General features: G+C 73.3%; 25 protein-coding genes. 18 read left to right on the top strand and 7 right to left on the bottom strand.

The window, feature by feature from the left end; all coding sequences use genetic code 11:
- The first annotated feature begins 73 nt into the window (after positions 1–73).
- The 8 genes from F4692_RS00390 to F4692_RS00355 all read left to right on the top strand — a co-directional run bounded on the left by F4692_RS00390 (position 74) and on the right by F4692_RS00355 (position 5,067).
- Positions 74–553 (top strand): Asp23/Gls24 family envelope stress response protein, encoded by a 480-nt coding sequence (locus tag F4692_RS00390; protein WP_179617690.1) that lies wholly within the window; start codon positions 74–76, stop codon positions 551–553.
- A complete protein-coding gene (locus F4692_RS00385) occupies positions 543–863 on the top strand; it encodes a hypothetical protein (RefSeq protein WP_179617689.1) in 321 nt (106 codons plus the stop codon). The genes F4692_RS00390 and F4692_RS00385 overlap by 11 nt, the downstream gene beginning before the upstream one ends.
- Before the next feature lie 432 nt (positions 864–1,295).
- Positions 1,296–1,472 carry a DUF2273 domain-containing protein gene (locus tag F4692_RS00380; RefSeq protein ID WP_179617688.1) on the top strand — a complete coding sequence of 59 codons (177 nt, stop codon included), beginning with the start codon at positions 1,296–1,298 and terminating at the stop codon, positions 1,470–1,472.
- Complete coding sequence (locus F4692_RS00375; protein ID WP_179617687.1) at positions 1,465–1,845, top strand: Asp23/Gls24 family envelope stress response protein; 381 nt, start codon at positions 1,465–1,467, stop codon at positions 1,843–1,845. The genes F4692_RS00380 and F4692_RS00375 overlap by 8 nt, the downstream gene beginning before the upstream one ends.
- The gene (locus tag F4692_RS00370) at positions 1,842–2,402 is read left to right on the top strand and encodes a hypothetical protein (RefSeq protein WP_179617686.1); all 561 of its coding nucleotides are present in this window, start codon (positions 1,842–1,844) and stop codon (positions 2,400–2,402) included. The genes F4692_RS00375 and F4692_RS00370 overlap by 4 nt, the downstream gene beginning before the upstream one ends.
- Positions 2,399–2,986 carry a hypothetical protein gene (locus F4692_RS00365; RefSeq protein WP_179617685.1) on the top strand — a complete coding sequence of 196 codons (588 nt, stop codon included), beginning with the start codon at positions 2,399–2,401 and terminating at the stop codon, positions 2,984–2,986. Before F4692_RS00370 ends, F4692_RS00365 begins: the two co-directional genes overlap by 4 nt.
- A 61-nt stretch (positions 2,987–3,047) precedes the next feature.
- Positions 3,048–4,583 (top strand): Ada metal-binding domain-containing protein, encoded by a 1,536-nt coding sequence (locus F4692_RS00360; protein WP_179617684.1) that lies wholly within the window; start codon positions 3,048–3,050, stop codon positions 4,581–4,583.
- A 1-nt stretch (position 4,584) separates the two neighbouring features.
- Complete coding sequence (locus tag F4692_RS00355) at positions 4,585–5,067, top strand: methylated-DNA--[protein]-cysteine S-methyltransferase (protein ID WP_179617683.1); 483 nt, start codon at positions 4,585–4,587, stop codon at positions 5,065–5,067.
- Positions 5,068–5,098: 31 nt separating this feature from the next.
- Here the strand turns inward: F4692_RS00355 and F4692_RS00350 are convergent, their stop codons facing one another.
- Positions 5,099–5,683 (bottom strand): TIGR03086 family metal-binding protein, encoded by a 585-nt coding sequence (locus F4692_RS00350; protein WP_179617682.1) that lies wholly within the window; start codon positions 5,681–5,683, stop codon positions 5,099–5,101.
- Positions 5,684–5,749: 66 nt separating this feature from the next.
- Positions 5,750–6,472 carry an IclR family transcriptional regulator gene (locus F4692_RS00345; RefSeq protein WP_056602619.1) on the bottom strand — a complete coding sequence of 241 codons (723 nt, stop codon included), beginning with the start codon at positions 6,470–6,472 and terminating at the stop codon, positions 5,750–5,752.
- A 78-nt stretch (positions 6,473–6,550) separates the two neighbouring features.
- Here F4692_RS00345 and leuC point away from each other — a divergent pair, with 78 nt between their 5' ends.
- The 3 genes from leuC to F4692_RS00330 all read left to right on the top strand — a co-directional run bounded on the left by leuC (position 6,551) and on the right by F4692_RS00330 (position 9,388).
- On the top strand, positions 6,551–7,975 hold the full coding sequence (gene leuC, locus F4692_RS00340) for a 3-isopropylmalate dehydratase large subunit (RefSeq protein WP_179617681.1): 1,425 nt from the start codon (positions 6,551–6,553) through the stop codon (positions 7,973–7,975).
- A gap of 4 nt (positions 7,976–7,979) precedes the next feature.
- On the top strand, positions 7,980–8,579 hold the full coding sequence (gene leuD, locus F4692_RS00335) for a 3-isopropylmalate dehydratase small subunit (protein WP_179617680.1): 600 nt from the start codon (positions 7,980–7,982) through the stop codon (positions 8,577–8,579).
- 116 nt (positions 8,580–8,695) lie between these two features.
- Positions 8,696–9,388 (top strand): HU family DNA-binding protein, encoded by a 693-nt coding sequence (locus F4692_RS00330; protein ID WP_179617679.1) that lies wholly within the window; start codon positions 8,696–8,698, stop codon positions 9,386–9,388.
- 37 nt (positions 9,389–9,425) lie between these two features.
- On the opposite strand, the gene cofC is transcribed toward F4692_RS00330, so the two are convergent.
- Positions 9,426–10,106: a 2-phospho-L-lactate guanylyltransferase gene (gene cofC, locus F4692_RS00325; protein WP_179617678.1), complete on the bottom strand. Its 681-nt coding sequence runs from the start codon at positions 10,104–10,106 to the stop codon at positions 9,426–9,428.
- Positions 10,107–10,229: 123 nt separating this feature from the next.
- On the opposite strand from cofC, the gene F4692_RS00320 reads away from it, so the two are divergent.
- Together F4692_RS00320 and F4692_RS00315 are read left to right on the top strand one after the other, a co-directional pair.
- The gene (locus F4692_RS00320) at positions 10,230–11,012 is read left to right on the top strand and encodes a lysophospholipid acyltransferase family protein (protein ID WP_179617677.1); all 783 of its coding nucleotides are present in this window, start codon (positions 10,230–10,232) and stop codon (positions 11,010–11,012) included.
- Entirely contained in the window at positions 11,009–12,010 is a 1,002-nt protein-coding gene (locus tag F4692_RS00315; protein WP_179617676.1) for an NAD(P)H-dependent glycerol-3-phosphate dehydrogenase, read from the top strand. Before F4692_RS00320 ends, F4692_RS00315 begins: the two co-directional genes overlap by 4 nt.
- 249 nt (positions 12,011–12,259) lie before the next feature.
- On the opposite strand, the gene F4692_RS00310 is transcribed toward F4692_RS00315, so the two are convergent.
- Positions 12,260–13,336, bottom strand: a complete 1,077-nt coding sequence (locus tag F4692_RS00310; protein WP_179617675.1) for a trans-sulfuration enzyme family protein — start codon at positions 13,334–13,336, stop codon at positions 12,260–12,262.
- 32 nt (positions 13,337–13,368) lie between these two features.
- On the opposite strand from F4692_RS00310, the gene F4692_RS00305 reads away from it, so the two are divergent.
- Entirely contained in the window at positions 13,369–14,502 is a 1,134-nt protein-coding gene (locus F4692_RS00305) for a D-alanine--D-alanine ligase family protein (protein ID WP_179617674.1), read from the top strand.
- A 34-nt stretch (positions 14,503–14,536) separates the two neighbouring features.
- Here F4692_RS00305 and F4692_RS00300 read toward each other — a convergent pair whose 3' ends face one another.
- Together F4692_RS00300 and F4692_RS00295 are read right to left on the bottom strand one after the other, a co-directional pair.
- Complete coding sequence (locus F4692_RS00300; RefSeq protein WP_179617673.1) at positions 14,537–14,995, bottom strand: DUF3515 domain-containing protein; 459 nt, start codon at positions 14,993–14,995, stop codon at positions 14,537–14,539.
- A 60-nt stretch (positions 14,996–15,055) separates the two neighbouring features.
- Positions 15,056–15,292, bottom strand: coding sequence for an Lrp/AsnC family transcriptional regulator (locus F4692_RS00295; RefSeq protein ID WP_090972075.1), 237 nt, complete (start codon positions 15,290–15,292; stop codon positions 15,056–15,058).
- Between the two features lie 117 nt (positions 15,293–15,409).
- Between F4692_RS00295 and F4692_RS00290 the strand changes: the two genes are divergently transcribed.
- Complete coding sequence (locus tag F4692_RS00290) at positions 15,410–16,360, top strand: thiamine-phosphate kinase (RefSeq protein WP_179617672.1); 951 nt, start codon at positions 15,410–15,412, stop codon at positions 16,358–16,360.
- Positions 16,361–16,533: 173 nt separating this feature from the next.
- Here F4692_RS00290 and rpmB read toward each other — a convergent pair whose 3' ends face one another.
- Positions 16,534–16,719: a 50S ribosomal protein L28 gene (gene rpmB / locus F4692_RS00285; RefSeq protein WP_056602600.1), complete on the bottom strand. Its 186-nt coding sequence runs from the start codon at positions 16,717–16,719 to the stop codon at positions 16,534–16,536.
- A 205-nt stretch (positions 16,720–16,924) separates the two neighbouring features.
- On the opposite strand from rpmB, the gene F4692_RS00280 reads away from it, so the two are divergent.
- The 3 genes from F4692_RS00280 to rsmD are packed head-to-tail and all read left to right on the top strand — an operon-like array spanning position 16,925 to position 21,373.
- A complete protein-coding gene (locus F4692_RS00280; RefSeq protein ID WP_179617671.1) occupies positions 16,925–18,565 on the top strand; it encodes a DAK2 domain-containing protein in 1,641 nt (546 codons plus the stop codon).
- A gap of 17 nt (positions 18,566–18,582) precedes the next feature.
- Positions 18,583–20,793 carry an ATP-dependent DNA helicase RecG gene (locus F4692_RS00275; protein ID WP_179617670.1) on the top strand — a complete coding sequence of 737 codons (2,211 nt, stop codon included), beginning with the start codon at positions 18,583–18,585 and terminating at the stop codon, positions 20,791–20,793.
- A 10-nt stretch (positions 20,794–20,803) separates the two neighbouring features.
- Positions 20,804–21,373, top strand: a complete 570-nt coding sequence (gene rsmD / locus F4692_RS00270; protein ID WP_179617669.1) for a 16S rRNA (guanine(966)-N(2))-methyltransferase RsmD — start codon at positions 20,804–20,806, stop codon at positions 21,371–21,373.
- The last annotated feature ends 21 nt before the right edge of the window (positions 21,374–21,394 follow it).

Genomic DNA, 21,394 nt, shown 5'->3' with positions numbered 1-21,394 from the left:
GACGAACCGCGAACTGGTGACGACCAACATCCGTACCGACCCCGCCGGGGTCGGAGATCGAAGGGAGAGACCCATGACCGAGACCACGAAGGCCACGACCCCCACGGCGAAGGCCACCACCCCCGCCACCCCCGCCACCACCGCCAGCGCCGGTGTGCTGGTCAGCGAGCAGGGCAAGACCTCGATCGCGGACACCGTCGTCTCCAAGATCGCCGGCATCGCCGCCCGCGAGATCAGCGGTGTCCACGACCTCGGCGGTGGCGCCGCCCGCGCCGTCGGCGCGCTCCGCGAGCGCATCCCGGGCTCGCGCACCAACCTCAGCCAGGGCGTGGCCGTGGAGGTCGGTGAGCACCAGGCCGCCGTCGACCTCGACATCGTCGCGGAGTACGGCGTCGCCATCGCCGACCTCGCCGCGGCCATCCGCCGCAACGTCGTGGACGCGGTCGAGCGGATGACGGGCCTCGAGGTGACGGAGGTCAACATCACCGTCCACGACGTGTTCCTGGAGAGCGAGGAGTCGGACGACGAGCCGGCGACCACGCGTGTCCAGTGAGCTGACCGCAGGCGACGCGCTCGCCGACCGCGTCGCCGCGGCCGTCCTGGCGGTGCCGGGCGTCCACGATCTCCACGGCGGCGTCCTCGGCGAGGTCGCCACCTACCTGCCCGGGCGCCGGGTCAACGGCATCCGGCTGCTCGACGGCGTGACCCAGGTGCACCTCGTGCTCGAGTGGGACGCGCAGATGGCCGCCACGGTGGACCAGGTCCGCTCCGCGGTCGCCGCGATCGTCCCGGGTGCGGTGCACCTCGCCGTCGAGGACGTCGCGGGGCCCGAGCAGGCCCCGCCGACCCCGGCGATCCCGTAGCCCTCACCGCCCGCAGCCCCGAGCACGGAGACCACCCATGACCAGCAGTGCGACCGAGACCGAACGTGAGCGCCGCGCCGCACGGCGCGCCGCGCTCCGGGCCGTCCACCCCGACCTGGGCGGCGACACGGAGGAGTTCCTCGCAGTGATGCGTGCCTTCGAGTCCCGCCCTCTGGGAGAGGGAGGGTCGGGGACGGCACCGACACGGTCCACGGGGTTGGCCGACGGTGTCGGCACTGCTACGGCGGCGGGCCCGGGCACGATCGCCCGGCCCGTCGTCACCACCACGGCGCGCTCGCGCGCCGCCCGCCGGGCACGGCGTGCCCGGCGCCGGCTGCGCGCCGCAGCCGCACGCGGACCGCTCAGCTGGCCGCGTACCCGCTACGCCGTGCTGAACGGCGTCGCGACCCCTTCCACCTCTGAGGAGAGAGCATGACCACGTCCACCCTGGGCCTCGTCACAGGCCTGCTGCTGACCATCGCCATCACCACCGGCGGTCTGACCGGGCTGCTGCTGGCCGTCGTGCTCGGCACCGTCGGCTACCTCGTCGGCGGCCAGGTCGACGGCGAGGTCGACGTCCGCGCCATGCTGCGAGGCCGACGTGAGTGAGCTCGTGCGCGACGCCGCGCCCGCACCCGCGACCCCGGCGGCCCCCGAGAGCCGCGGCAACCTGAGCGTGCGCGCCCAGGCCCTGCAGCACGTCGTGGAGTCCGTGGCCCTGGAGGTGCCCGGCGTCGTGCGTACCGAGGGCGGGCTGCCCGGCGTGCGTCCCTCGACGCCCCGAGCCTCGGTCCGCGTCCGCGGCACCAGCGCGCGCGTCACCGTCGAGGTGGCGTGCCGGTGGCCGGCCCCGGTCACCCGCATCGCCGCCGAGGTCCGCGACCACGTCCTGGACCGCGCGTCCGAGCTCAGCGGCGTACGCCTGGGCACCGTGGACGTCACGGTGCGGATCGCCGGCATCGACGACAGGAGGACATCGTGAGCACCACCCGCACCGACCGCGCACTCGCGCGCCCACCCGCGTCCCGTCCCCGTGCGATGGCCGTCGCCATCGTCGTGGCCTGCGCACTCGTCGCGCTCGCGGTCGTCACCGTCCGTGACCTCGCGGTCTCGCAGGGCTGGGCCACGGGTCAGCCGTGGCTCCCCGAGGCCGTCAGCGGGCTCGACCGGCTCGAGCCCACGCCCGCCGTCCTGGCGATCGGCACGGTCGTGGGGCTGGTCGGGCTGGTCCTGCTGCTGGCAGGGCTCCTGCCCCCGAAGCGGCGCTACGTGACCGCCGCCGAGGCCGAGCACCTGTGGTCGAGCCCCTCGGCCCTGGCCGAGGTGGCCCGCGCCGCCGCGGACCGCTCGCAGGGCGTGCTGTCCGCACGCGCCGTCCGCGCCTCGCGCGGCCGGGTGCTGGTGGAGGTGGCCACCCGTGAGGACCCGTCGTCCTCGGCCACCGCCGTCGGCGCCGCGAAGGAGAACGCCGCAGCGGCAGGAACCGGGCTCGGCGCGAGCCGGGTCGACGTACGAGCAGCCAAGGAGGACGACGCATGACCACCCGACGCACGCGCGGCACCGACCGACTGGTGACCGTGCTCCTCGGAGCCGCACTGCTGGCCGCCGGCCTGGCCGTGTGGGACTGGAAGCTGGACGTCACCGGACTGCTCGGCGGCCCGCTCGACCTGTCCGGCACGGACGACGTCGTGACGAGCGCCTGGTGGCCCTGGGCCGCGGCCGCCGCCGGCGTCCTGCTCGGCGTGCTCGGCCTCGTGTGGCTGCTCGCGCACCGTCCGCGACTGACCCGCGGCACGAGCCGGCTCGCCCAGAGCGACCCGACGGGCCGGCTCGAGGTCGACCGCTCGTCGCTCGCCTCCACGCTCGCCGAGCGGTGGGGCAGCCTCGCCCCGGTCACGAGCCCCCGCGGACGTGTCCTCCCGGACGCCCCCGAGGTCGTGGAGCTCAGCGCCCACGTCGAGGTCGAGGCCGACCCCGAGTCGCTCGTCCAGGCAGCGGCCGAGGTCGAGCGCGAGGTGGCCGCGGCCTTCCCCGACGGCGCCGTGCGCGTGCGCTTCCTGCTGCACGGCCCCGCCCGGCAGCCGCGCACCCGCCGCACGACCGAGATCGCGGTGCAGGAGTAGCCCGCACGGTCGTGTCCGTTTTCCGCTGGTGACGGTCGGTGGCGGGCGTCAGACTGGTCGCATGACACCGACCGGGCACCTCGACGCCGACGCCTGCTACCGCGCCGTCCAGAGCCGGGACCGTCGCTTCGACGGGGTCTTCTACACCGCGGTCCGCACCACGGGGATCTACTGCCGCCCCTCCTGCCCGGCCCGCACCCCGGCCATCCGCAACGTCACCTTCCACGCCACCGCCGCGAGTGCCCACGCGGCCGGCTACCGCGCGTGCAAGCGCTGTCTGCCCGACGCCACCCCTGGCAGCCCCGAGTGGGACGTCGCCGCCGACGTCGCGGGTCGCGCCATGCGTCTCATCGCCGACGGCCTCGTCGACCGCGAGGGGGTGGACGGCCTGGCCCGGCGCGTCGGCTACACCCCGCGCCACCTCGGTCGGCTGCTCAGCCAGGAGCTCGGTGCCACCCCGCTCTCGCTCGCCCGGGCCCGTCGCGCCCAGAGCGCGCGCGTCCTCATCGAGACCACCGACCTCCCCCTCACCGACGTGGCGTTCGCGGCCGGCTTCGCCAGCGTGCGGCAGTTCAACGACACGCTGCGCGAGATCTACGCCGCCTCGCCCTCCGAGCTGCGCGGGCGTCGCTCCGGCGTGCGCGGCGCGGGCGTGGTCACGATGCGGTTGCCGGTGCGGACCCCGTTCGCCGGGCGCCGGCTGCTCGACTTCCTGGCCTACCACCTCGTCCCGGGCGTCGAGGTGGCCGGACCCGGCTGGTACGCACGCACCCTCGACCTCCCGCACGCCCCGGGCACCGTGCGCCTCCACCTCGAGGACCTCCCCGGCGGCCTCCCCGATGACCTGACCGCCGACCTGACCGCCGACCTGACCGCCGGCGGCACCGGCGCCGTCACGGCCGAGTTCCGGCTGCAGGACCTGCGCGACACCGCGGCCGCGAGCGAGCGCGTACGCCGCCTGCTCGACGCCGACTGCGACCCGCTCGCGGTCGACCACCACCTCGGTGCCGACCCCGTCCTGGGACGACTCGTCCGCGCGACGCCCGGCCTCCGCGTGCCGGGCCAGGTCGACGGCGACGAGACCGCGATCCGGACGGTCATCGGCCAGCAGGTGAGCGTCACGGGTGCCCGGACGGTCGCCGGTCGGCTGGTGGTGGAGCACGGGCGCACGGTCGACTCCGACATCCCCGGGCTGACGCACCTGTTCCCGGACGCCGCCACCCTCGCCCTCGCCGACCCCGAGACGCTGCCGATGCCGCGCGCTCGCGGGCGTGCCCTGGTCGGGCTCGCCGCCGCCCTCGCCGACGGGACCGTCCTGCTGGACCGCGGACCCGACCGCGACGACGTACGACGCCGGCTGGTGGCCCTGACCGGCATCGGGCCCTGGACCGCGGACTACGTCGCGATGCGCGCGCTGGGCCACCCGGACGTCTTCCTGCCCACCGACCTGGCGGTCCGCCGGGTCCTGGCCGACCTCGGCGGCGACGCCGACCCCGAGCGCTGGAGGCCGTGGCGCTCCTACGCCCTCATGCACCTGTGGAACACCCTGATGCCCGAGACCCCGCAGGCTGCCCTGCAGACCACCGAGGAGAACTGACATGTGGACCGTGATGCCCTCACCCGTCGGCGACCTGCGCATCGTCGAGCGGGACGGCTCGATCGCGGCGATCGCGTTCTCGCCCTTCACGCCGCCGGTCGACGGACGCCCGCTCGGCCCGCGCTCGGACGACGCGCCGGTGCTCGTCGAGGCCGTACGCCAGCTCACGGCGTACTTCGCCCGCGAGCTCACCGCGTTCGACCTGCCGCTCGCCCCCGTCGGCACGGACTTCCAGCGACGCGTGTGGACCCAGCTCGCGCTGATCGGCTACGGCGAGACGGCGTCCTACGGCGAGATCGCCGGCCGGCTCGGGATGACGAACGCCGCGTCGCGCGCCGTCGGCCTCGCCAACGGCCGCAACCCGATCCCGATCGTGGTGCCGTGCCACCGGGTCATCGGCGCCAACGGGACGCTGACGGGGTACGCCGGTGGGCTGGAGCGCAAGCAGACGCTGCTCGAGCTCGAGCAGGACGCGTTGTTCTGAGGGCGCCGGCCGGCGTGGCCGGAGACCGGGGTCAGGACGACGACCACTCCGGGTCGCGCCCGGAGCGCGCGATCAGGCGGTCCAGGGTGGAGGTGCCCGGTCCGACCGTCACCGCAGGACCGAACATGCCGGGCGTCCCGCCCTCGTCGAAGCCCTCGACGAAGGCCAGCAGCGCGCGGGCCGTGGCCTCGTCACTGCCGTAGGACTGCCCGGTGGCCCGGGCCAGGTCCCACCCGTGGAGCACGATCTCGTCCAGGGCGACCAGGCCACCGACCTGTCCCGGCAGGTCGACGCCGCCGGCGCGGGTCATGCCCTCCCAGGCGACCGGGTCGCGCCACGCCGCCACCAACGCGGGGATACGGCGTCCGAGCGTCTCTCGCCACCCGTCCTCGACGTCCGGCCAGTCGCCGGCGTCGGGAGGGGTGTCCGTCCACGGGCCGAAGTCCTTCTCCGCGGCGGCGCGGAAGGCCTCCGTCAGGCCGACGAGGTGCTGCAGCAGCTGGCCGACCGTGCGCCCCTCGCACGGCGTCGGGTCGCCGAGCTGGTCGTCGCGGACGTCGACGACCACCTCCATGAGCTGCTCGCCGGCGGGCGCGAGGTCCACGAGGTCGGTCATGGACCCACCCTGCCCGACCTCGTCAGCAGGCGCCACACACGTGCGCGCCCGGGCCGGCGGCGGCTGCTACTCCGCGGCAGCGCGCCGCAGGGACTCCGAGAGCCGGTCGGCGGCGGCGAGCACGGCGGGTGCGTGCATCCGGCCGGGCTGGCGCGAGAGGCGCTCGAGCGGGCCGGAGACCGACACGGCGGCGATGACCTTGCCGCCGGGGGAGCGGACCGGCGCGGAGACCGAGGCCACGCCCTGCTCGCGCTCGCCGACCGACTGCGACCAACCCCGGCGCCGGATGCCGGAGAGGGCCGTGGCGGAGAAGGCCGCGTTCTGCAGGCCGCGGTGCATCCGCTCCGGGTCCTCCCAGGCGAGCAGGATCTGGGCGGCGGAGCCGGCGTTCATCGTGAGCTGCGAGCCCACGGGGATCGTGTCGCGCAGGCCCGAGGGGCGCTCGGCGGCGGCCACGCACACGCGGTGCTCACCCTGGCGCCGCCAGAGCTGGGCGGACTCGCCGGTGATGTCGCGCAGGCGGGCGAGGACGGGGCCGGCCGCGGCGAGCAGCCGGTCCTCGCCGGCCGCGGCGGACAGCTCCGCGAGTCGCGGACCGAGGACGAATCGGCCCTGCATGTCGCGGGCCACCAGCCGGTGGTGCTCGAGGGCCACGGCGAGCCGGTGCGCGGTCGGTCGGGCCAGCCCGGTCCCCGCGACCAGGCCCGCCAGGGTGGCCGGTCCGGCCTCGAGCGCTGCGAGCACGAGAGCGGCCTTGTCGAGCACGCCGACACCAGATCCGTTGTCCATATGCCGATATTCTCATCTCAGGGAGTGGGATGCAAGAGGTAGCGTCGTCGCACCGCACGAGCTGAAGGAGTCTGTTCCATGGGCAAGACACTGTCCGAGAAGGTCTGGGACGAGCACGTCGTCCGGAGTGCCGCCGGAGAGCCCGACCTCCTCTTCATCGACCTCCACCTGCTCCACGAGGTGACCTCGCCCCAGGCCTTCGACGGCCTGCGCCTGGCCAACCGCACCGTGCGCCGCCCCGACCTCACCCTGGCCACCGAGGACCACAACGTCCCCACCGTCGACTGGGACAAGCCCATCGCCGACCCGGTGAGCCGCACGCAGGTCGAGACGCTGCGCAAGAACGCCGCCGACTTCGGTGTGCGCCTGCACCCCCTCGGCGACGTCGAGCAGGGCATCGTCCACGTCGTCGGACCGCAGCTCGGCCTGACCCAGCCGGGCATGACGATCGTGTGCGGCGACTCGCACACCTCCACCCACGGCGCCTTCGGCGCGATCGCGTTCGGGATCGGCACGTCCGAGGTCGAGCACGTCCTGGCGACGCAGACACTCACCCAGGCCAGGCCCAGGACGATGGCGGTCACCGTCAACGGCAGCCTCCCCGAGGGCGTCACCGCCAAGGACCTCGTCCTCACGCTCATCGCGCACACCGGCACCGGGGGCGGCCAGGGCTACATCGTCGAGTACCGCGGCCAGGCCATCGAGGAGCTCTCGATGGAGGGCCGGATGACCGTGTGCAACATGTCGATCGAGTGGGGCGCGAAGGCCGGCATGATCGCGCCCGACCAGACGACCTTCGACTACATCCAGGGCAAGCCCGAGGCGCCGAAGGGCGCCGACTGGGACGCGGCCGTCGCCCACTGGAGGACCCTGCGCACCGACGACGACGCGGTGTTCGACAAGGAGATCGAGCTCGACGCCTCGACGATGACGCCGTTCGTCACGTGGGGCACCAACCCGGGCCAGGGCGCCCCGCTCTCTGCCGACGTGCCGAGCCCCGACGACTTCGACGAGCCGACCGACAAGGTGGCGACCGAGAAGGCCCTCCAGTACATGGGCCTCGAGGCCGGTACGCCGTTGCGCGAGGTCAAGGTCGACACCGTCTTCGTCGGCTCCTGCACCAACGGGCGCATCGAGGACCTGCGGCTCGCCGCGTCGATCCTCGAGGGCCGCACGGTCGCGCCGGACACCCGGCTGCTCGTCGTCCCGGGCTCGGTGCGCGTACGCCTCCAGGCCGAGGCCGAGGGGCTCGACAAGGTCTTCCTCGCCTCCGGCGCTGAGTGGCGTGGTGCCGGGTGCTCGATGTGCCTGGGCATGAACCCCGACCAGCTCGCACCGGGGGAGCGCAGCGCGTCGACGTCCAACCGCAACTTCGAGGGCCGGCAGGGCAAGGGCGGTCGTACGCACCTGGTGTCCGTGCCGGTCGCCGCCGCCACCGCGGTGCGGGGCACGCTGTCCTCGCCCGCTGACTTGCCGCCCGTCGCCGCACTGCAGGAGGCCTGATCCGATGGACACGTTCACCACCCACACCGGCGTCGGCGTCCCGCTGAAGCGCAGCAACGTCGACACCGACCAGATCATCCCGGCGGTCTACCTCAAGCGGGTGACCCGCACGGGCTTCGAGGACGGCCTGTTCGCGGCCTGGCGGGGCGACCCGGACTTCGTGCTCAACGACCCGACGTACGCCGCGGGCTCCGTCCTGGTCGCCGGTCCGGACTTCGGCACCGGCAGCTCGCGCGAGCACGCCGTGTGGGCCCTGCAGAACTACGGCTTCAAGGTCGTCATCTCCTCCCGCTTCGCCGACATCTTCCGCGGCAACTCCGGCAAGGCGGGCCTGCTCGCGGCGCAGGTGGACGAGAAGGTCGTGCAGCGCCTGTGGGACTGGCTGGAGGACAACCCCGGCGGTGAGATCACCGTCGACCTCGAGAGCCGTACGGTCCGTGCGGGTGTCGGCGAGGACGCCGTCGAGGACTCCTTCGACATCGACGACTACACCCGGTGGCGCCTGCTCGAGGGCCTCGACGACATCGGGATCACCCTCGGCCACGACGCCGACATCGCCGCTTTCGAGGCGACCCGACCGAGCTGGAAGCCCGTCACGGCCTGAAAAAACCCCAACAATTAAGGGCGATGGTGATTGTCCTCACCCTTCCATGTGCCTAGCGTGCCCAGCAGAGGGCCGAGCACGAGCTCGGCGTCCAGGGTTCATTGGAAGGGAAACTAGTGAACAAGTCAGAGCTCATCGACGCGCTCGCCGCGCGTTACGAGGGGAACCGCAAGCAGGCGGCGCACGCACTGGAGTCGGTCCTCGACACCATCACGCGTGAGGTCGCCAAGGGCGAGAAGGTCGCGATCACCGGCTTCGGCTCGTTCGAGAAGGCCGTGCGCAGCGCGCGCTGGGTCCGCAACCCTCAGACCGGCGAGCGCATGAAGTCCAAGAAGAAGTCCGTGCCGAAGTTCTCCGCCGGCAAGGAGCTCAAGGACGTCATCTCGGGCGCGAAGAAGCTGCCCAAGCTGACGGCTGCCACCATGCCGAGGCCTCCGGCCAGCGTGCGTGCGGCTGCTGCCGCCGTCACCGGTGCGACGGCGAAGAAGGCCGCTCCGGCGAAGACCGCTGCCGCCACGAAGTCGGCCCCGGCCAAGAAGGCCGCGCCGGCGAAGACCGCTGCTGCCACGAAGTCGGCCCCGGCCAAGAAGGCCGCGCCGGCGAAGAAGGCCGCTCCGGCCAAGACCGCGGCCAAGAAGGCCCCGGCCAAGAAGTCGGCTCCCGCCAAGACCGCCGCCACCAAGGCCCCGGCCAAGAAGACCGCCGCCACGACGTCGGCCGCCAAGAAGTCCCCGGCGAAGAAGTCGGCCCCGGCCAAGAAGACCGCGGCCAAGAAGGCTCCGGCCAAGAAGACCGCGAAGAAGTCCTGACGCGGCACGCCTCAGCGCGCACGTCGACGAGGGCGGGTCACCCCGACGGGGTGGCCCGCCCTTCGCGTGCCCGGGACGTGTGCGGGCCGACCCCCGCGAGCAGCGCGGCGTCCAGCCCGGCGAGATCGTCGACATCGGTACGCACGCTGCGGGCACCGGTGCCGACCTCGACAGCGCCGGCCGCCTCGTGCCGTGCGGCGGACCCGGGACCGAAGCCGGGCTCGAAGTGCTCCGCGCGCGCGGCGTACAGGGTCGTCCCCACGCCGAGGTGGTCACGCACGAACACCGCCCGTCCCACACCCACCCGGTCCATCACCTCGGCGACCACGCCGGCGAGCTCGACGGGGCGCAGCCCGGGCAGGTCCGCGCACAGGGCGACCGGGACGGCGCCGGGCCAGCGGCGTACGACCTCGGCGGCGGCCTGGACCAGCGTGCCGTTGAGGTCGTCGGTCGTGCCGTCGGGCATCACCTCGCAGCCGAGTGCGCGCACCTGCGCGGCCAGCCGGAAGTCGTCGGTCACCACCAGGACGACGTCGACACCCGGCGTCGCCGTGGCGGCCTGCACGGTGTCGAGGGCGAACGCCTGCGCGAGCTCGCGGCGCTCGTCGTCACCGAGCCCGTGGAGCCGGGACTTGCCGAAGGCAGGGGGCTTCACGGGCACGACGACCACGCAGCGCGGGCGTACGGCAGCATCGGGGGCGGAGGTGGGTGCGGACATCACCCGGATTCTCCCACCGTGGACCAGCGCGCCGGTGCCGACGTCGGAGCCGCGGGACCGAGTAGCCTGCTCGCGACGCAGGGAGCGTCGGGGGCAGGGCTCGCAGGGACGGAGAGGTGACGGGTGCGCGTCAGGAAGCTGGAGCGGAAGCGCGGATGGGCACTCACCGTCGCCGCGAGCATCCTCAAGCCCACGTTGCTCACGGCGACCTCGCGCACCTGGATCGACGGCGAGAAGATCCCCGCCACGGGCGGCTGCATCATCGCGATCAACCACATCTCGCACGTCGACCCGCTGCTGTCGGCGCACTTCGTCTACGACCACGGCCGGTTGCCGCGCTACCTCGCGAAGTCCGGGCTGTTCACCAACAAGTACCTCGGAGGCTTCCTGCGCTCGGCTGGTCAGATCCCGGTGGAGCGGCTGAGCCGCAACGCGATCGGCGCCTACGACGCCGCGGTGCGCGCGATCGCCGACGGCGAGTGCCTCATCATCTACCCCGAAGGCACGCTGACGCGCGACCCGGACCTCTGGCCGATGAAGGGCAAGACCGGTGCCGCCCGGATCGCCCTCGCCACGGGCTGTCCGGTGATCCCGGTCGGCCAGTGGGGCGCGCAGGAGGTGCTGCCGCCCTACACCAAGAAGCCGCACCTGGTGCCCCGCAAGAACATCGTCATGAAGGCCGGTGACCCCGTCGCGCTCGACGACCTCGTCGCCGCCGGGCAGACGCCGGAGTCGATCAGCCGGGCCACCGACCGGATCATGGCGGCCATCACCGTCCTCGTCGAGGACGTGCGCGGCGCCACCGCCCCGGTCGAGCGGTTCGACCCGCGCCAGCGCGGCGTGCGCGAGACCGGCAACCCCCACGACGACACCCAGTCCCGCACGTCCCGGAGGAAGCGTCGATGACGAAGATCGCAGTGTTCAGCGCCGGCTCGTGGGGCACCGCCTTCTCGCTGGTCCTCGCCGACGCGGGCAACGACGTGACCCTGTGGGCGCGGCGCGAGGAGGTCGTCGAGGCGATCAACGACCGTCGCGAGAACACCGACTACCTCCCGGGCGTCGAGCTGCCGCCGTCGATCACGGCCTCGACGGACCCCGAGCAGGTCGCGTCGGACGCCGACGTCGTCGTGCTCACCGTGCCGTCGCAGAGCCTGCGGGAGAACCTCACCGCGTGGGCGCCGATCCTCCCGGAGAACGCCACCCTCGTCTCGCTGATGAAGGGCGTCGAGCTCGGGTCGCTGATGCGGATGAGCGAGGTCATCCAGGAGGTCACCGACGCGTCCGCCGACCGCATCGCCGTCGTCAGCGGACCCAACCTCGCGCGTGAGATCGCGCGCCGCGAGCCCGCCGCGTCCGTCGTCGCCTGCCTCGACGAGGACCGTGCCAAGCACATCCAGGCCATCACCCACGGCCCGTCCTGGCGGCCGTACACCTCCGTCGACGTGCTCGGCTGCGAGATCGGCGGCGCCTACAAGAACGTCGTCGGCCTCGCCGTCGGCATGGCCGTGGGGCTCGGCTTCGGCGACAACACGACGGCCTCGGTGATCACCCGCGGCCTGGCCGAGACGGCCCGTCTCGCGACCGCGCAGGGCGCGAACCCGCTCACCCTGATGGGCCTCGCCGGCCTCGGCGACCTCGTCGCCACCTGCTCCTCACCGCTCTCGCGCAACCGCACCTTCGGCGAGCGGCTCGGCCAGGGCATGACGACCGAGGAGATCTACGCGTCCACGCGCCAGGTCGCGGAGGGCGCGAAGTCCTGCAAGTCGCTCCTCGAGCTCGCGCGCCGCACCGGCGTCGACGCCCCCATCGCCGAGGCCGTCGACGCCGTCGTCGACGGCAAGATGACCGCGCTGGACATGATGAACTCCTTCATCGCCCGCGACACCAAGGCTGAGACCGACTGACCGACTGACCCGGACGTCATGAGAAACACCGGTCCGGACCGGTGCTTCTCATGACGTCCCCGGTGCCGGCTGCGGCGACCTCGTGACCTCTAAGGTGCGCACGACCTCGTCGTCGTCGGCCCGGCGAGCTCCTCGTCGGCCATCGGCACCACGGACATCGCCATCACGAACGTCTCGCCCTCCCGCAGCGACCCCGTGCTCCTCCTGTGGTTCGCCGTATCGGGGTGGAGCGTCACACGGCAGGGCTGCTCAACCCACACACCCGTCCAGCGCGCTCCGCAGGTCCTCCCAGAGGTCCTCGACGTCCTCGACCCCGACCGAGAGCCGGACCAGCCCGTCGGGGATCGTCGGCGCCTCGGCCTTCCACCGCCGACGTCGCTCCAACGAGGACTCGACGCCGCCGAGCGACGTCGCGTGCACCCACAGCCGGGTCTTGCGGCTGAGCAGGTCCGCGGCCACCTCGCCCTGCGCCAGCACGATGCTGACGATGCCGCCGAACCCGGGGTAGCGCACCTCCGACAGCGCAGGGTGCTCGCCGAGGCGGCGGACGAGCTCCTGGGCGTTGGCCTGCGCCCGCTCCACGCGCAGGTGCAGGGTGCGCAGCCCGCGCAGGGTGAGCCACGCCTCGAACGGGCCGGGGATCGCGCCGACGAGGTCACGGCGGCCCTTGAGGACGGCGTACAGCTCGTCGTCGCCGGTGACGATCGCGCCCATCTGCACGTCGGAGTGGCCGGCGAGGTACTTCGTCGCGGAGTGCACGACCAGGTCCACGCCGTCCTCCAGCGGTCGCTGCAGCAGGGGAGTGGCGAAGGTGTTGTCGACGACGACGTACGCCCCGGCCTCGTGCGCCGCGGCGGTGATGGTCGCGATGTCCGCGACCTCGAGGGCCGGGTTCGTCGGCGACTCCAGCCACACCAGCGCGGCACCCGCGCAGGCAGCGACGACCGCGTCGGTGTCGGTGATGTCGACCAGCTGGGCCTTCAGCCGCCCGCGGCCCTCGAGGTCGCCGAGCTGCATGATCGTCCCGGTGTAGGCGTGGCGGGGCACGACGACCGTGCCGTCGGTGCCGACGAGGTCCAGCACGGTCGCGACCGCGGCGAGCCCGGAGGCGAAGCTCAGGCAGCGACCGCCCTCGAGGGCGCCCAGCGCGTCCTCGAGCGCGGTCCAGGTCGGGTTGCCGTAGCGGCCGTACTCCACGTCCCCGCCGGCGACGTAGGTCGCGGCCATCGTGATGGGCGTGTTGAGCGGCGCGTCCGGGACCCGGTCGGGACGTCCGGCCGTGACGGCGATCGTGGAGAGCCGGTGGGAGGGCGAGTCTGCAGCCATGCGCGCCAGCGTAGGTGGATAGGGTCGAGGCGATGAACGACACCTCCCCCCTCAAGACCGGCCGGAAGCCGCGCGTCGCCGTCGTCTTCGGTGGCCGCTCCTCCGAGCACGGCATCTCGTGCGTCACGGCGGGGAGCGTGCTGGCGGCGATCGACCGCGAGGCGTACGACGTCGTGCCGGTCGGCATCGCCACCGACGGCCGCTGGGTGCTGGAGGCCGACGAGCCCGGCCGGCTCGCGATCCGGGGCAGCGACCTGCCCGAGGTGGACGCCGACCGCTCGCCCGTCGCGCTGATGGGCGTGACCACCGGGACCGACCTCGTCGTCACCGAGGCCGCGAGCGTCCCGTCCGTCATCGGCGAGGTCGACGTCGTCTTCCCGCTGCTGCACGGCCCGTGGGGCGAGGACGGCACCCTGCAGGGGATGCTGGAGATGGCGGGCGTGCGCTACGTCGGGTCCGGTGTCCTCGCCTCGGCGATCGGCATGGACAAGGCCTACATGAAGGTCGTCCTGCAGGCCGCCGGGCTGCCCGTCACGCCCGGCATCGTCGTCACCCGCTCGGAGTGGGAGCAGGACCCCGTCGGTTGCCGCGCCCGCGTCGAGGACCTGGGGTTCCCGTCGTTCGCGAAGCCGGCGCGCGCGGGCTCGAGCATGGGCATCAGCAAGGTGCACGACGCCACCGAGGTCGAGGGGGCGCTCGAGGAGGCGTTCCGGCACGACCCGAAGGTCCTCGTCGAGCAGTCGATGGAGGGCGCCCGCGAGGTGGAGTGCGGCGTGCTCGGCACCTTCGAGGGCCCGCCCGAGACGTCGCGGCCGGGAGAGGTCCGCACCGGCGGCGACCACGAGTTCTACGACTTCGAGGCCAAGTACCTCGCTGACCAGCACACCGAGATCGACATCCCCGCCGACCTGCCTGCGGCGACCGAGCAGGAGCTGCGCGCGATGGCGGTCCGCGCCTTCGAGGCGCTCTCGTGCGAGGGGCTGGCGCGCGTCGACTTCTTCGTGATGCCCGACGGGTCGCTCGTGATCAACGAGCTCAACACCATGCCGGGCTTCACGCCGACCTCGATGTACCCCCAGATGTGGGCGGCGTCCGGGATGTCGTACCCCGAGCTCGTCGACCGCCTCGTGCAGCTCGCGCTGCGCCGCGGCACCGGCCTGCGCTGACCTGCGCTGACCTGCGCCGACCTGCGTCAGGAGGTCACAGGCAGGGGAGTCCCTCGCCGAGGTGCTCCTGCAGCACCGGGCCGAGCTCGGAGAGCGCCCGGTCGATGCCCTCGGTGCGGTAGTCGGCCGGCACCAGCACCTCGACGTAGGGACTGAGGCTCAGGGCGACGGGGGTGGCGTCCTCGCCCTGGTCGGTGAGCTGGTCGTCGGGGACGTACCACCCGACGCCGTTGATCACGTTGCACTCGGCCGTCGCCTCGTAGCCCGACGGTTGGGGCACGCCGCAGGTGAGGACGTACGCCGGGTCGCCCCAGGCCGCGCCGAGCGCGTCGGCCGGCTCGACGTCGACGCGCTCCTGGCCGGCCAGCTCCTGCGGGAGGTCCGCGACGAGCGCCTCGCACGCCTCCCGGTCCGCGCCGGACAGGTCGGACCGGTCGATGCGGATGGTGCCCGACGAGCATGCGGCGAGCAGCACGCACGCGGCAGCAGACACGACGACGCCCCGGCTCCGCGGGGAGCCGAGGCGTCGTGCGGGTGGCACTCGGGTCTCAGGTCAGATGTGGACGACCGGGCACGTCAGCGTGCGGGTGATGCCGTCGAGGTTCTGCACCTTGGAGACGACGAGCTTGCCCAGCTCGTCGACGTTCTTCGCCTCGGCGCGGACGATCACGTCGTAGGGACCGGTGACGTCCTCGGCGAGCGTGACGCCGTTGACCTGGGCGATCTCGCGGGCAACCTCGGCGGCCTTGCCGACGTCGGTCTGGATCAGGATGTAGGCCTGGACGACCATCGTGGACTCCTCGGTCTCGTTCAGCGGGTGTGACCGGCACAACCTACCGCGCCGCGACGCGGACCCGACAGGGGCCGGGTGACAGTGGTCACCCTCCTCGTCTGGTGGGATGGGGACATGGCTCTCGACGCGGACGCAACCCTCGGTGAGGCAGGCGAGTTCGGCCTGATCTCGGAGCTCGTGAAGCTCTTCCCGGGCGACGAGCACGTCCTTGTCGGGCCCGGCGACGACGCCGCCGTCCTGCGCATCAAGCACGGCCACGTCGTGGTCTCCACCGACCTCATGGTGGAGGGCCGCCACTTCCGCCGCGACTGGGCGAGCGCCGAGGACGTCGGCCACCGCGCAGCCGCGCAGAACCTCTCCGACATCAACGCGATGGGTGGCACCGCGCGCCACCTGACCATCGGGCTCGCCGCACCCGCGGACCTGCCGGTGGCGTGGGCGCTCGACCTCGCCCGAGGCTTCGCGGCGGAGTGCGCCAGCGTCGGCGCGACCGTCGTGGGTGGGGACATCACCCGAGCCGACGAGGTCGTGATCGCGGTGACCGTGCTCGGCCAGTGCCTCCAGTCACCGGTGCTGCGCTCGGGCGCCCAGCCCGGTGACGTGCTGGCGCTCACCGGCCGACAGGGCTGGGCCGCGGGCGGACTGGCGGTCCTCGGCCGCGGCTTCCGCTCGCCGCGCGCGCTCGTCGAGGCGTACCGACGCCCGGAGCCGCCGTACGCCGCCGGCCAGGTCGCGGCCGGGGCCGGGGCCACCTCGCTGATCGACGTCTCCGACGGCCTGCTCGCCGAGGCGGGCCACCTCGCCGGGGCGAGCGGCGTCGCGATCGACGTGCGGCGCGACGCGTTCGAGGTGCCCGAGCCGCTCCAGGCCGTGGGCGCCGCCCTCGGTGCTGACCCGCTGCAGTTCATCCTCGGCGGCGGCGACGACCACTCGCTGCTCGCCACCTTCCCCGACGTGGCCTCCGTGCCGGACGGGTGGCAGGTGGTCGGCGAGGTGCGCGCGGGGGAGGGCGTCACCGTCGACGGTGCGGCGTACGACGGCCCGACCGGCTGGACCCACTTCTGAGCTCGTCAGCGATCCCCGGTCAGCCGGGGATCACTGACGTTGTCAGGGGTTGCAGAGCCTGACAACGTCAGGAAGAGCCGGTCAACCGGGGATCGCACCATGTCCCGTCGCCCGCACACGACGAAGCCCCCGCCGCAACAGCGACGGGGGCTTCGACGAGAAGTCTGGTCAGGTCAGCGGGAGACCTTGCCGGCCTTGAGGCAACCGGTGCAGACGTTGAGGCGCTTGGGCGTGCCGTTCACGGTCGCCCGGACGCGCTGGATGTTGGGGTTGAAGCGACGCTTCGTGATCTTGCGCGACCAGGGACGGTTGTTTCCGAAGCCCGGCTTCTTGGCGCAGATGTCGCAGACGGCAGCCACCGTGCACTCCGATCCGTTCGAGGTTTGATTGCTGATGAGGTAGAGCGATGCTCGAGAGGCCCGCACGCCACACGAGGCGGCAACAGGCAACCGCGCAAGAGTAGCCGAGGACCCGCGGCGAGATGAAATCGCAGTCGCGCCGACGCGGGGCACTACCCTGTGGCGCGCCCCACCGTACGCCGAGACGCAGGAGCAGACCCACTCGATGGAGCACGTCACCCACGGCATCACGCTGGACGGCGTCGCGCGCTTCGTCGACATCGCCACCGACGCGCTGTCGTCGGCACGCGAGGAGATCGACGCGCTCAACGTCTACCCCGTGCCGGACGGCGACACCGGGACCAACATGTTCCTCACCGTCTCTGCGGCCCGTGACGCGCTGCGCGAGGCGCGCGCCGGCGACCCGGACCTGCCGCTCGGCGACGGGATGGCGGTGCTCGCCCGCGCCGCGCTGATGGGTGCCCGTGGCAACTCCGGGGTGATCCTGAGCCAGATGCTGCGCGCCTACGTACGCCACCTCGCGAGCGCCGAGATCGCCGACAGGCCGGCCGAGACGATCGCGGCAGCGATGGCCGAGGCGACGGAGGCGAGCTACGCCGCGGTCGGCGCCCCGGTGGAAGGCACGATCCTCACCGTCTCCCGCGCGGCGTCCGACGCGGCGCTCGCGACCGCCGCCCGTGGTGCGCGCACGCGCGACGTCTTCACAGCGGCCGCCGCAGCGGCCCGGGCCGCACTGGCGCGTACGCCCGAGCAGCTCGAGGTCCTGGCGCAGGCCGGTGTCGTCGACGCGGGCGGTCGCGGCCTCTGCGTGGTCCTGGACGCGGTCGAGACCACCGCCACCGGTCGCCGCCCGATGCCGTGGTCACCGCCCATCGGCACCCACCACATCCCGGTCGCGGCGACCGTCCCGAGCGACGACCTGACCGAGGACGGCCCCGGCTACGAGGTGATGTACCTCCTCGACGCCGGTGAGGACGCGATCGCCGGGCTGAGGGCGAGCCTCGCGGCCCTCGGCGACAGCCTCGTCGTCGTCGGCGGCGACGGCTTGTGGAACGTCCATGTCCACGTCGACGACGTCGGGGCGGCCATCGAGGCGGGCATCACCGCCGGCCGCCCCCACCGGATCAGGGTCACCCACTTCGCCGAGCAGGTCGGGGCCGCCCGCCAGCGGCCCTCCACCCGTGCCGGGCGCAAGGTCGTCGCGGTCGCCGCCGGCCCGGGCCTGGAGGCGCTCTTCGCGTCCGCCGGTGCCGTGGTCGTCGTCGGCGGCCCCGGTCGGCGGCCGTCCACGGGCCAGCTGCTGGAGGCGATCACCGGTTGTGGAGCCGCGGAGGTCGTGGTGCTCCCCAACGACGGGGACACCGTGCGCGCCGCGGAGATCGCCGCACGTACGGCCGAGGCCGAGCACGACGTCACGGTCGAGGTGATCCCGACGGCCGCGCAGGTGCAGGGGCTCGCCGCCATCTCGGTCCACGAGCCCGGTCGGGCCTTCGACGCCGACGTGCGGGAGATGACCGCCACCGCCCGCCACGCCCGCCACGGCGCCGTGACGGTGGCGGCCCGCCGGGCGATCACGATGGCCGGTCCCTGCGAGCCCGGCGACGCGCTCGGCGTGATCGCGGGGGACTTCGCCGTCGTCGGCTCCGACCTCGCGACCGTCGCCGTCGAGGTCGTCGAGCGCCTCCTCGCCGGAGGTGGTGAGCTGGTCACCGTGGTGTCGGGCGTCGACGGTGTCGAGCTGGCCGACCGGGTCGCCGCCCACGTGGAGGAGCACCACCCGACCGTCGACGTCGCCGTGCACGACGGCGGCCAGCCGCGCTACCCGCTGCTCGTCAGCGTCGAGTGAGCGGTCAGGATCCCCGCATGGTCGCGATCACCCCGGACAGCCCGATCGCTGCGGTCTTCGGCAACCACCACAAGAAGCGCAAGCTCGCCGAGGAGGGCCTCGGCCTGGTCACGGTCGGTGACCTGCTGCGCCACTTCCCGCGTCGCTACGTCGCCGCGACCGAGCTCTCCGAGGTCGCGACGCCGGTCGTGGGCGAGCAGCTGACGATCGTCGGCGAGGTGCGCTCGTGCGACAGCGCCCCGTTCTTCAGCGGCAACCGGCGCCAGTTCCGCACCACGGTCCGGCTGCGCACCGACGGTCCCGACTTCTCGGTGACCCTGTTCAGCCCGTACGCCGCCCTGGCCGAGCGCCACGAGGGCGAGTTCCGCCCGGGCGCGCGCGCCGTCTTCACCGGCAAGGTCAAGCAGTTCCGCGGGTCCTGGCAGCTCGAGCAGCCCCACGGGTTCGCCCTCGACGGTCCCGAGGCGGCCACGCTGAGCAAGCTGATGCCGGTCTACCCGCTGACCGCCAAGCTCTACACGTGGGACATCCAGAAGGTCGTCACCACCGCCCTCGACCTCGTCACCGGCGTGCCCGACGTCTTCACCCCCGAGCTGCGCGAGCGCTTCGACGTGCTCGGCGTCATGCAGGCGCTGCGGTGGATCCACGCCCCCGACGAGTGGGCCCAGCTCGGCGCCGCGCAGAAGCGGTTCCGGTTCGAGGAGGCCCTCGTCCTCCAGCTGGTGCTCGCCCGGCGGCGGGCCGCCCACCGCGCGCTGGGCGCCCGGGCACGCGTACGGCGCGAGGACGGGCTGCTCGCCGCGTTCGACGAGCGACTGCCCTTCGAGCTCACGGGCGGCCAGCGCGAGATCGGCGACGTGATCGCCGAGGAGCTCTGCCGCGACCACCCGATGAACCGCCTCCTCCAGGGCGAGGTCGGCTCCGGCAAGACGCTCGTCGCGCTGCGCGCCATGCTCCAGGTCGTCGACGCGGGAGGGCAGGCCGCCCTCCTCGCCCCGACCGAGGTGCTCGCCCAGCAGCACCACCGGTCCATCACCGCGATGCTCGGCGACCTCGCCCAGGGCGGCATGCTCGGCGGGGCCGCCGAGGGCACCCAGGTCGTGCTCCTCACCGGCTCGATGGGCAGGGCCGCGCGCCAGGAGGCGATGCTGCGGATCGTCACGGGCGAGGCCGGCATCGTCATCGGGACCCACGCGCTGCTCGAGGACAAGGTCGAGCTCGCCGACCTCGGCCTCGTCGTCGTCGACGAGCAGCACCGCTTCGGGGTCGAGCAGCGTGCCGCGCTCACCGACAAGGCCGGGGCGCCGCCGCACGTGCTCGTGATGACCGCGACGCCCATCCCGCGCACCGTCGCGATGACGGTGTTCGGCGACCTCGAGACGTCGGTGCTGTCCGAGCTCCCCGCGGGGCGCGCACCGATCCAGACCAACGTCGTCCCGCTCGCCGACCAGCCGGCCTGGATCGAGCGGGTGTGGCAGCGGGTGCGCGAGGAGGTCGAGAAGGGCCACCAGGTCTACGTCGTGTGCCCCCGCATCTCCGGCGACGCGGGGGAGGAGGGCGAGTCCGACCAGCTCGACCTCGACGAGGACGGCAGGGAGGTCGCGCCGCCCAAGCGGTCCCTCGCCGCCGTGGAGGAGGTCCACGCCGAGCTGGCCGCTGGTCCGCTCGCCGGGCTGCGCACGTCGATCCTCCACGGGAGGATGCAGCCCGACGACAAGGACCGCACCATGCGCGCGTTCGCCGCCGGCGACGTCGACGTGCTCGTCTCGACGACCGTGATCGAGGTCGGTGTCGACGTCCACAACGCCACGACCATGGTGCTGCTCGACGCCGACCGGTTCGGGGTCTCCCAGCTCCACCAGCTGCGCGGCCGCGTCGGCCGGGGAGGCCTGCCCGGCCTCTGCCTGCTCGTCTCCCACGCCGAGGCCGGGTCGCCCGCACGCGACCGGCTGGACGCCGTCGCGGCCACCACCGACGGGTTCGAGCTCAGTCGCGTCGACCTCGAGCAGCGCCGCGAGGGCGACGTCCTGGGCGCGAACCAGTCCGGATTCCGCTCGAGCCTCGTCACACTTCGGGTATTGCGCGACGAGAAGACGATCGTCCGTGCCCGCGAAGCCGCCGAGGCGCTACTCTCCGAGGATCCCGAGCTGGACCAGGCGCCCGCACTCGCCGAAGCCGTCGACGAGGTGGAGCGTTCTGCGGCGTCGGGATTCATGGAGAAGGGCTGAGCACGGGGACATGACTCGGATCATCGGGGGCACGGCGGGGGGCCGCCGTCTGGAGACGCCGCGCGGCCAGACGACCCGTCCCACCAGCGACCGGGTCCGCGAGGCGCTCTTCTCGGCCATCGAGTCGCGCACCGGCTCGCTCGACGGGCTGCGCTTCCTCGACCTCTACGCCGGGTCCGGGGCGGTCGGCCTCGAGGCCTGGTCCCGCGGCGCCGGGGTGGTGACGATGGTCGAGCAGGACCGCCGCACCGCCGCCCTCATCAGCCGCAACGCGGCCACGCTCGGGTTCCCCAAGGCGCGCGTCATCGCGGGGTCGGTGGCCACCGTCCTCCAGTCGCCCCCGGCCGCGCCGTACGACGTCGTCTTCTCCGACCCGCCCTACCCGATGGCCGACCACGCCGTCGCCGACGACCTCGCCGCCCTCGTGGACCACGGCTGGCTGGTGCCGGGCGCCCTCGTCGTCGTCGAGCGCGCCGCCAAGCGCAGCGCCGTCGACTGGCCGAAGGGCATCGAGGAGGACCGGACGAAACGCTATGGCGAGACCGCGCTTTGGTACGGTCACGCCACCCCGCCCGCCTAGCCGAGAAGACCGAGAGGTTGG

Origin of the sequence: Nocardioides cavernae (assembly GCF_013410035.1) — a bacterium.
In the GTDB taxonomy this organism is placed as follows: domain Bacteria; phylum Actinomycetota; class Actinomycetes; order Propionibacteriales; family Nocardioidaceae; genus Nocardioides; species Nocardioides cavernae_A.
The sequence above is the reverse complement of the archived record's forward strand: the minus strand, read 5'-3'. Positions and strand labels throughout refer to the sequence as shown.

What these genes read in the sequence shown, in the direction of transcription:
- cofC (WP_179617678.1), bottom strand. Translation starts at nt 10,106, where the DNA reads ATGTCCGCACCCACCTCCGCCCCCGATGCTGCCGTACGCCCGCGCTGC.
- F4692_RS00380 (WP_179617688.1), top strand. Translation starts at nt 1,296, where the DNA reads ATGACCACGTCCACCCTGGGCCTCGTCACAGGCCTGCTGCTGACCATC.
- F4692_RS00305 (WP_179617674.1), top strand. Translation starts at nt 13,369, where the DNA reads ATGAACGACACCTCCCCCCTCAAGACCGGCCGGAAGCCGCGCGTCGCC.
- F4692_RS00310 (WP_179617675.1), bottom strand. Translation starts at nt 13,336, where the DNA reads ATGGCTGCAGACTCGCCCTCCCACCGGCTCTCCACGATCGCCGTCACG.
- F4692_RS00295 (WP_090972075.1), bottom strand. Translation starts at nt 15,292, where the DNA reads ATGGTCGTCCAGGCCTACATCCTGATCCAGACCGACGTCGGCAAGGCC.
- F4692_RS00275 (WP_179617670.1), top strand. Translation starts at nt 18,583, where the DNA reads ATGGTCGCGATCACCCCGGACAGCCCGATCGCTGCGGTCTTCGGCAAC.
- F4692_RS00290 (WP_179617672.1), top strand. Translation starts at nt 15,410, where the DNA reads ATGGCTCTCGACGCGGACGCAACCCTCGGTGAGGCAGGCGAGTTCGGC.
- F4692_RS00365 (WP_179617685.1), top strand. Translation starts at nt 2,399, where the DNA reads ATGACCACCCGACGCACGCGCGGCACCGACCGACTGGTGACCGTGCTC.
- F4692_RS00345 (WP_056602619.1), bottom strand. Translation starts at nt 6,472, where the DNA reads ATGGACAACGGATCTGGTGTCGGCGTGCTCGACAAGGCCGCTCTCGTG.
- leuD (WP_179617680.1), top strand. Translation starts at nt 7,980, where the DNA reads ATGGACACGTTCACCACCCACACCGGCGTCGGCGTCCCGCTGAAGCGC.
- F4692_RS00360 (WP_179617684.1), top strand. Translation starts at nt 3,048, where the DNA reads ATGACACCGACCGGGCACCTCGACGCCGACGCCTGCTACCGCGCCGTC.
- F4692_RS00355 (WP_179617683.1), top strand. Translation starts at nt 4,585, where the DNA reads ATGTGGACCGTGATGCCCTCACCCGTCGGCGACCTGCGCATCGTCGAG.
- leuC (WP_179617681.1), top strand. Translation starts at nt 6,551, where the DNA reads ATGGGCAAGACACTGTCCGAGAAGGTCTGGGACGAGCACGTCGTCCGG.
- F4692_RS00315 (WP_179617676.1), top strand. Translation starts at nt 11,009, where the DNA reads ATGACGAAGATCGCAGTGTTCAGCGCCGGCTCGTGGGGCACCGCCTTC.
- F4692_RS00280 (WP_179617671.1), top strand. Translation starts at nt 16,925, where the DNA reads ATGGAGCACGTCACCCACGGCATCACGCTGGACGGCGTCGCGCGCTTC.
- F4692_RS00390 (WP_179617690.1), top strand. Translation starts at nt 74, where the DNA reads ATGACCGAGACCACGAAGGCCACGACCCCCACGGCGAAGGCCACCACC.
- rsmD (WP_179617669.1), top strand. Translation starts at nt 20,804, where the DNA reads ATGACTCGGATCATCGGGGGCACGGCGGGGGGCCGCCGTCTGGAGACG.
- F4692_RS00350 (WP_179617682.1), bottom strand. Translation starts at nt 5,683, where the DNA reads ATGACCGACCTCGTGGACCTCGCGCCCGCCGGCGAGCAGCTCATGGAG.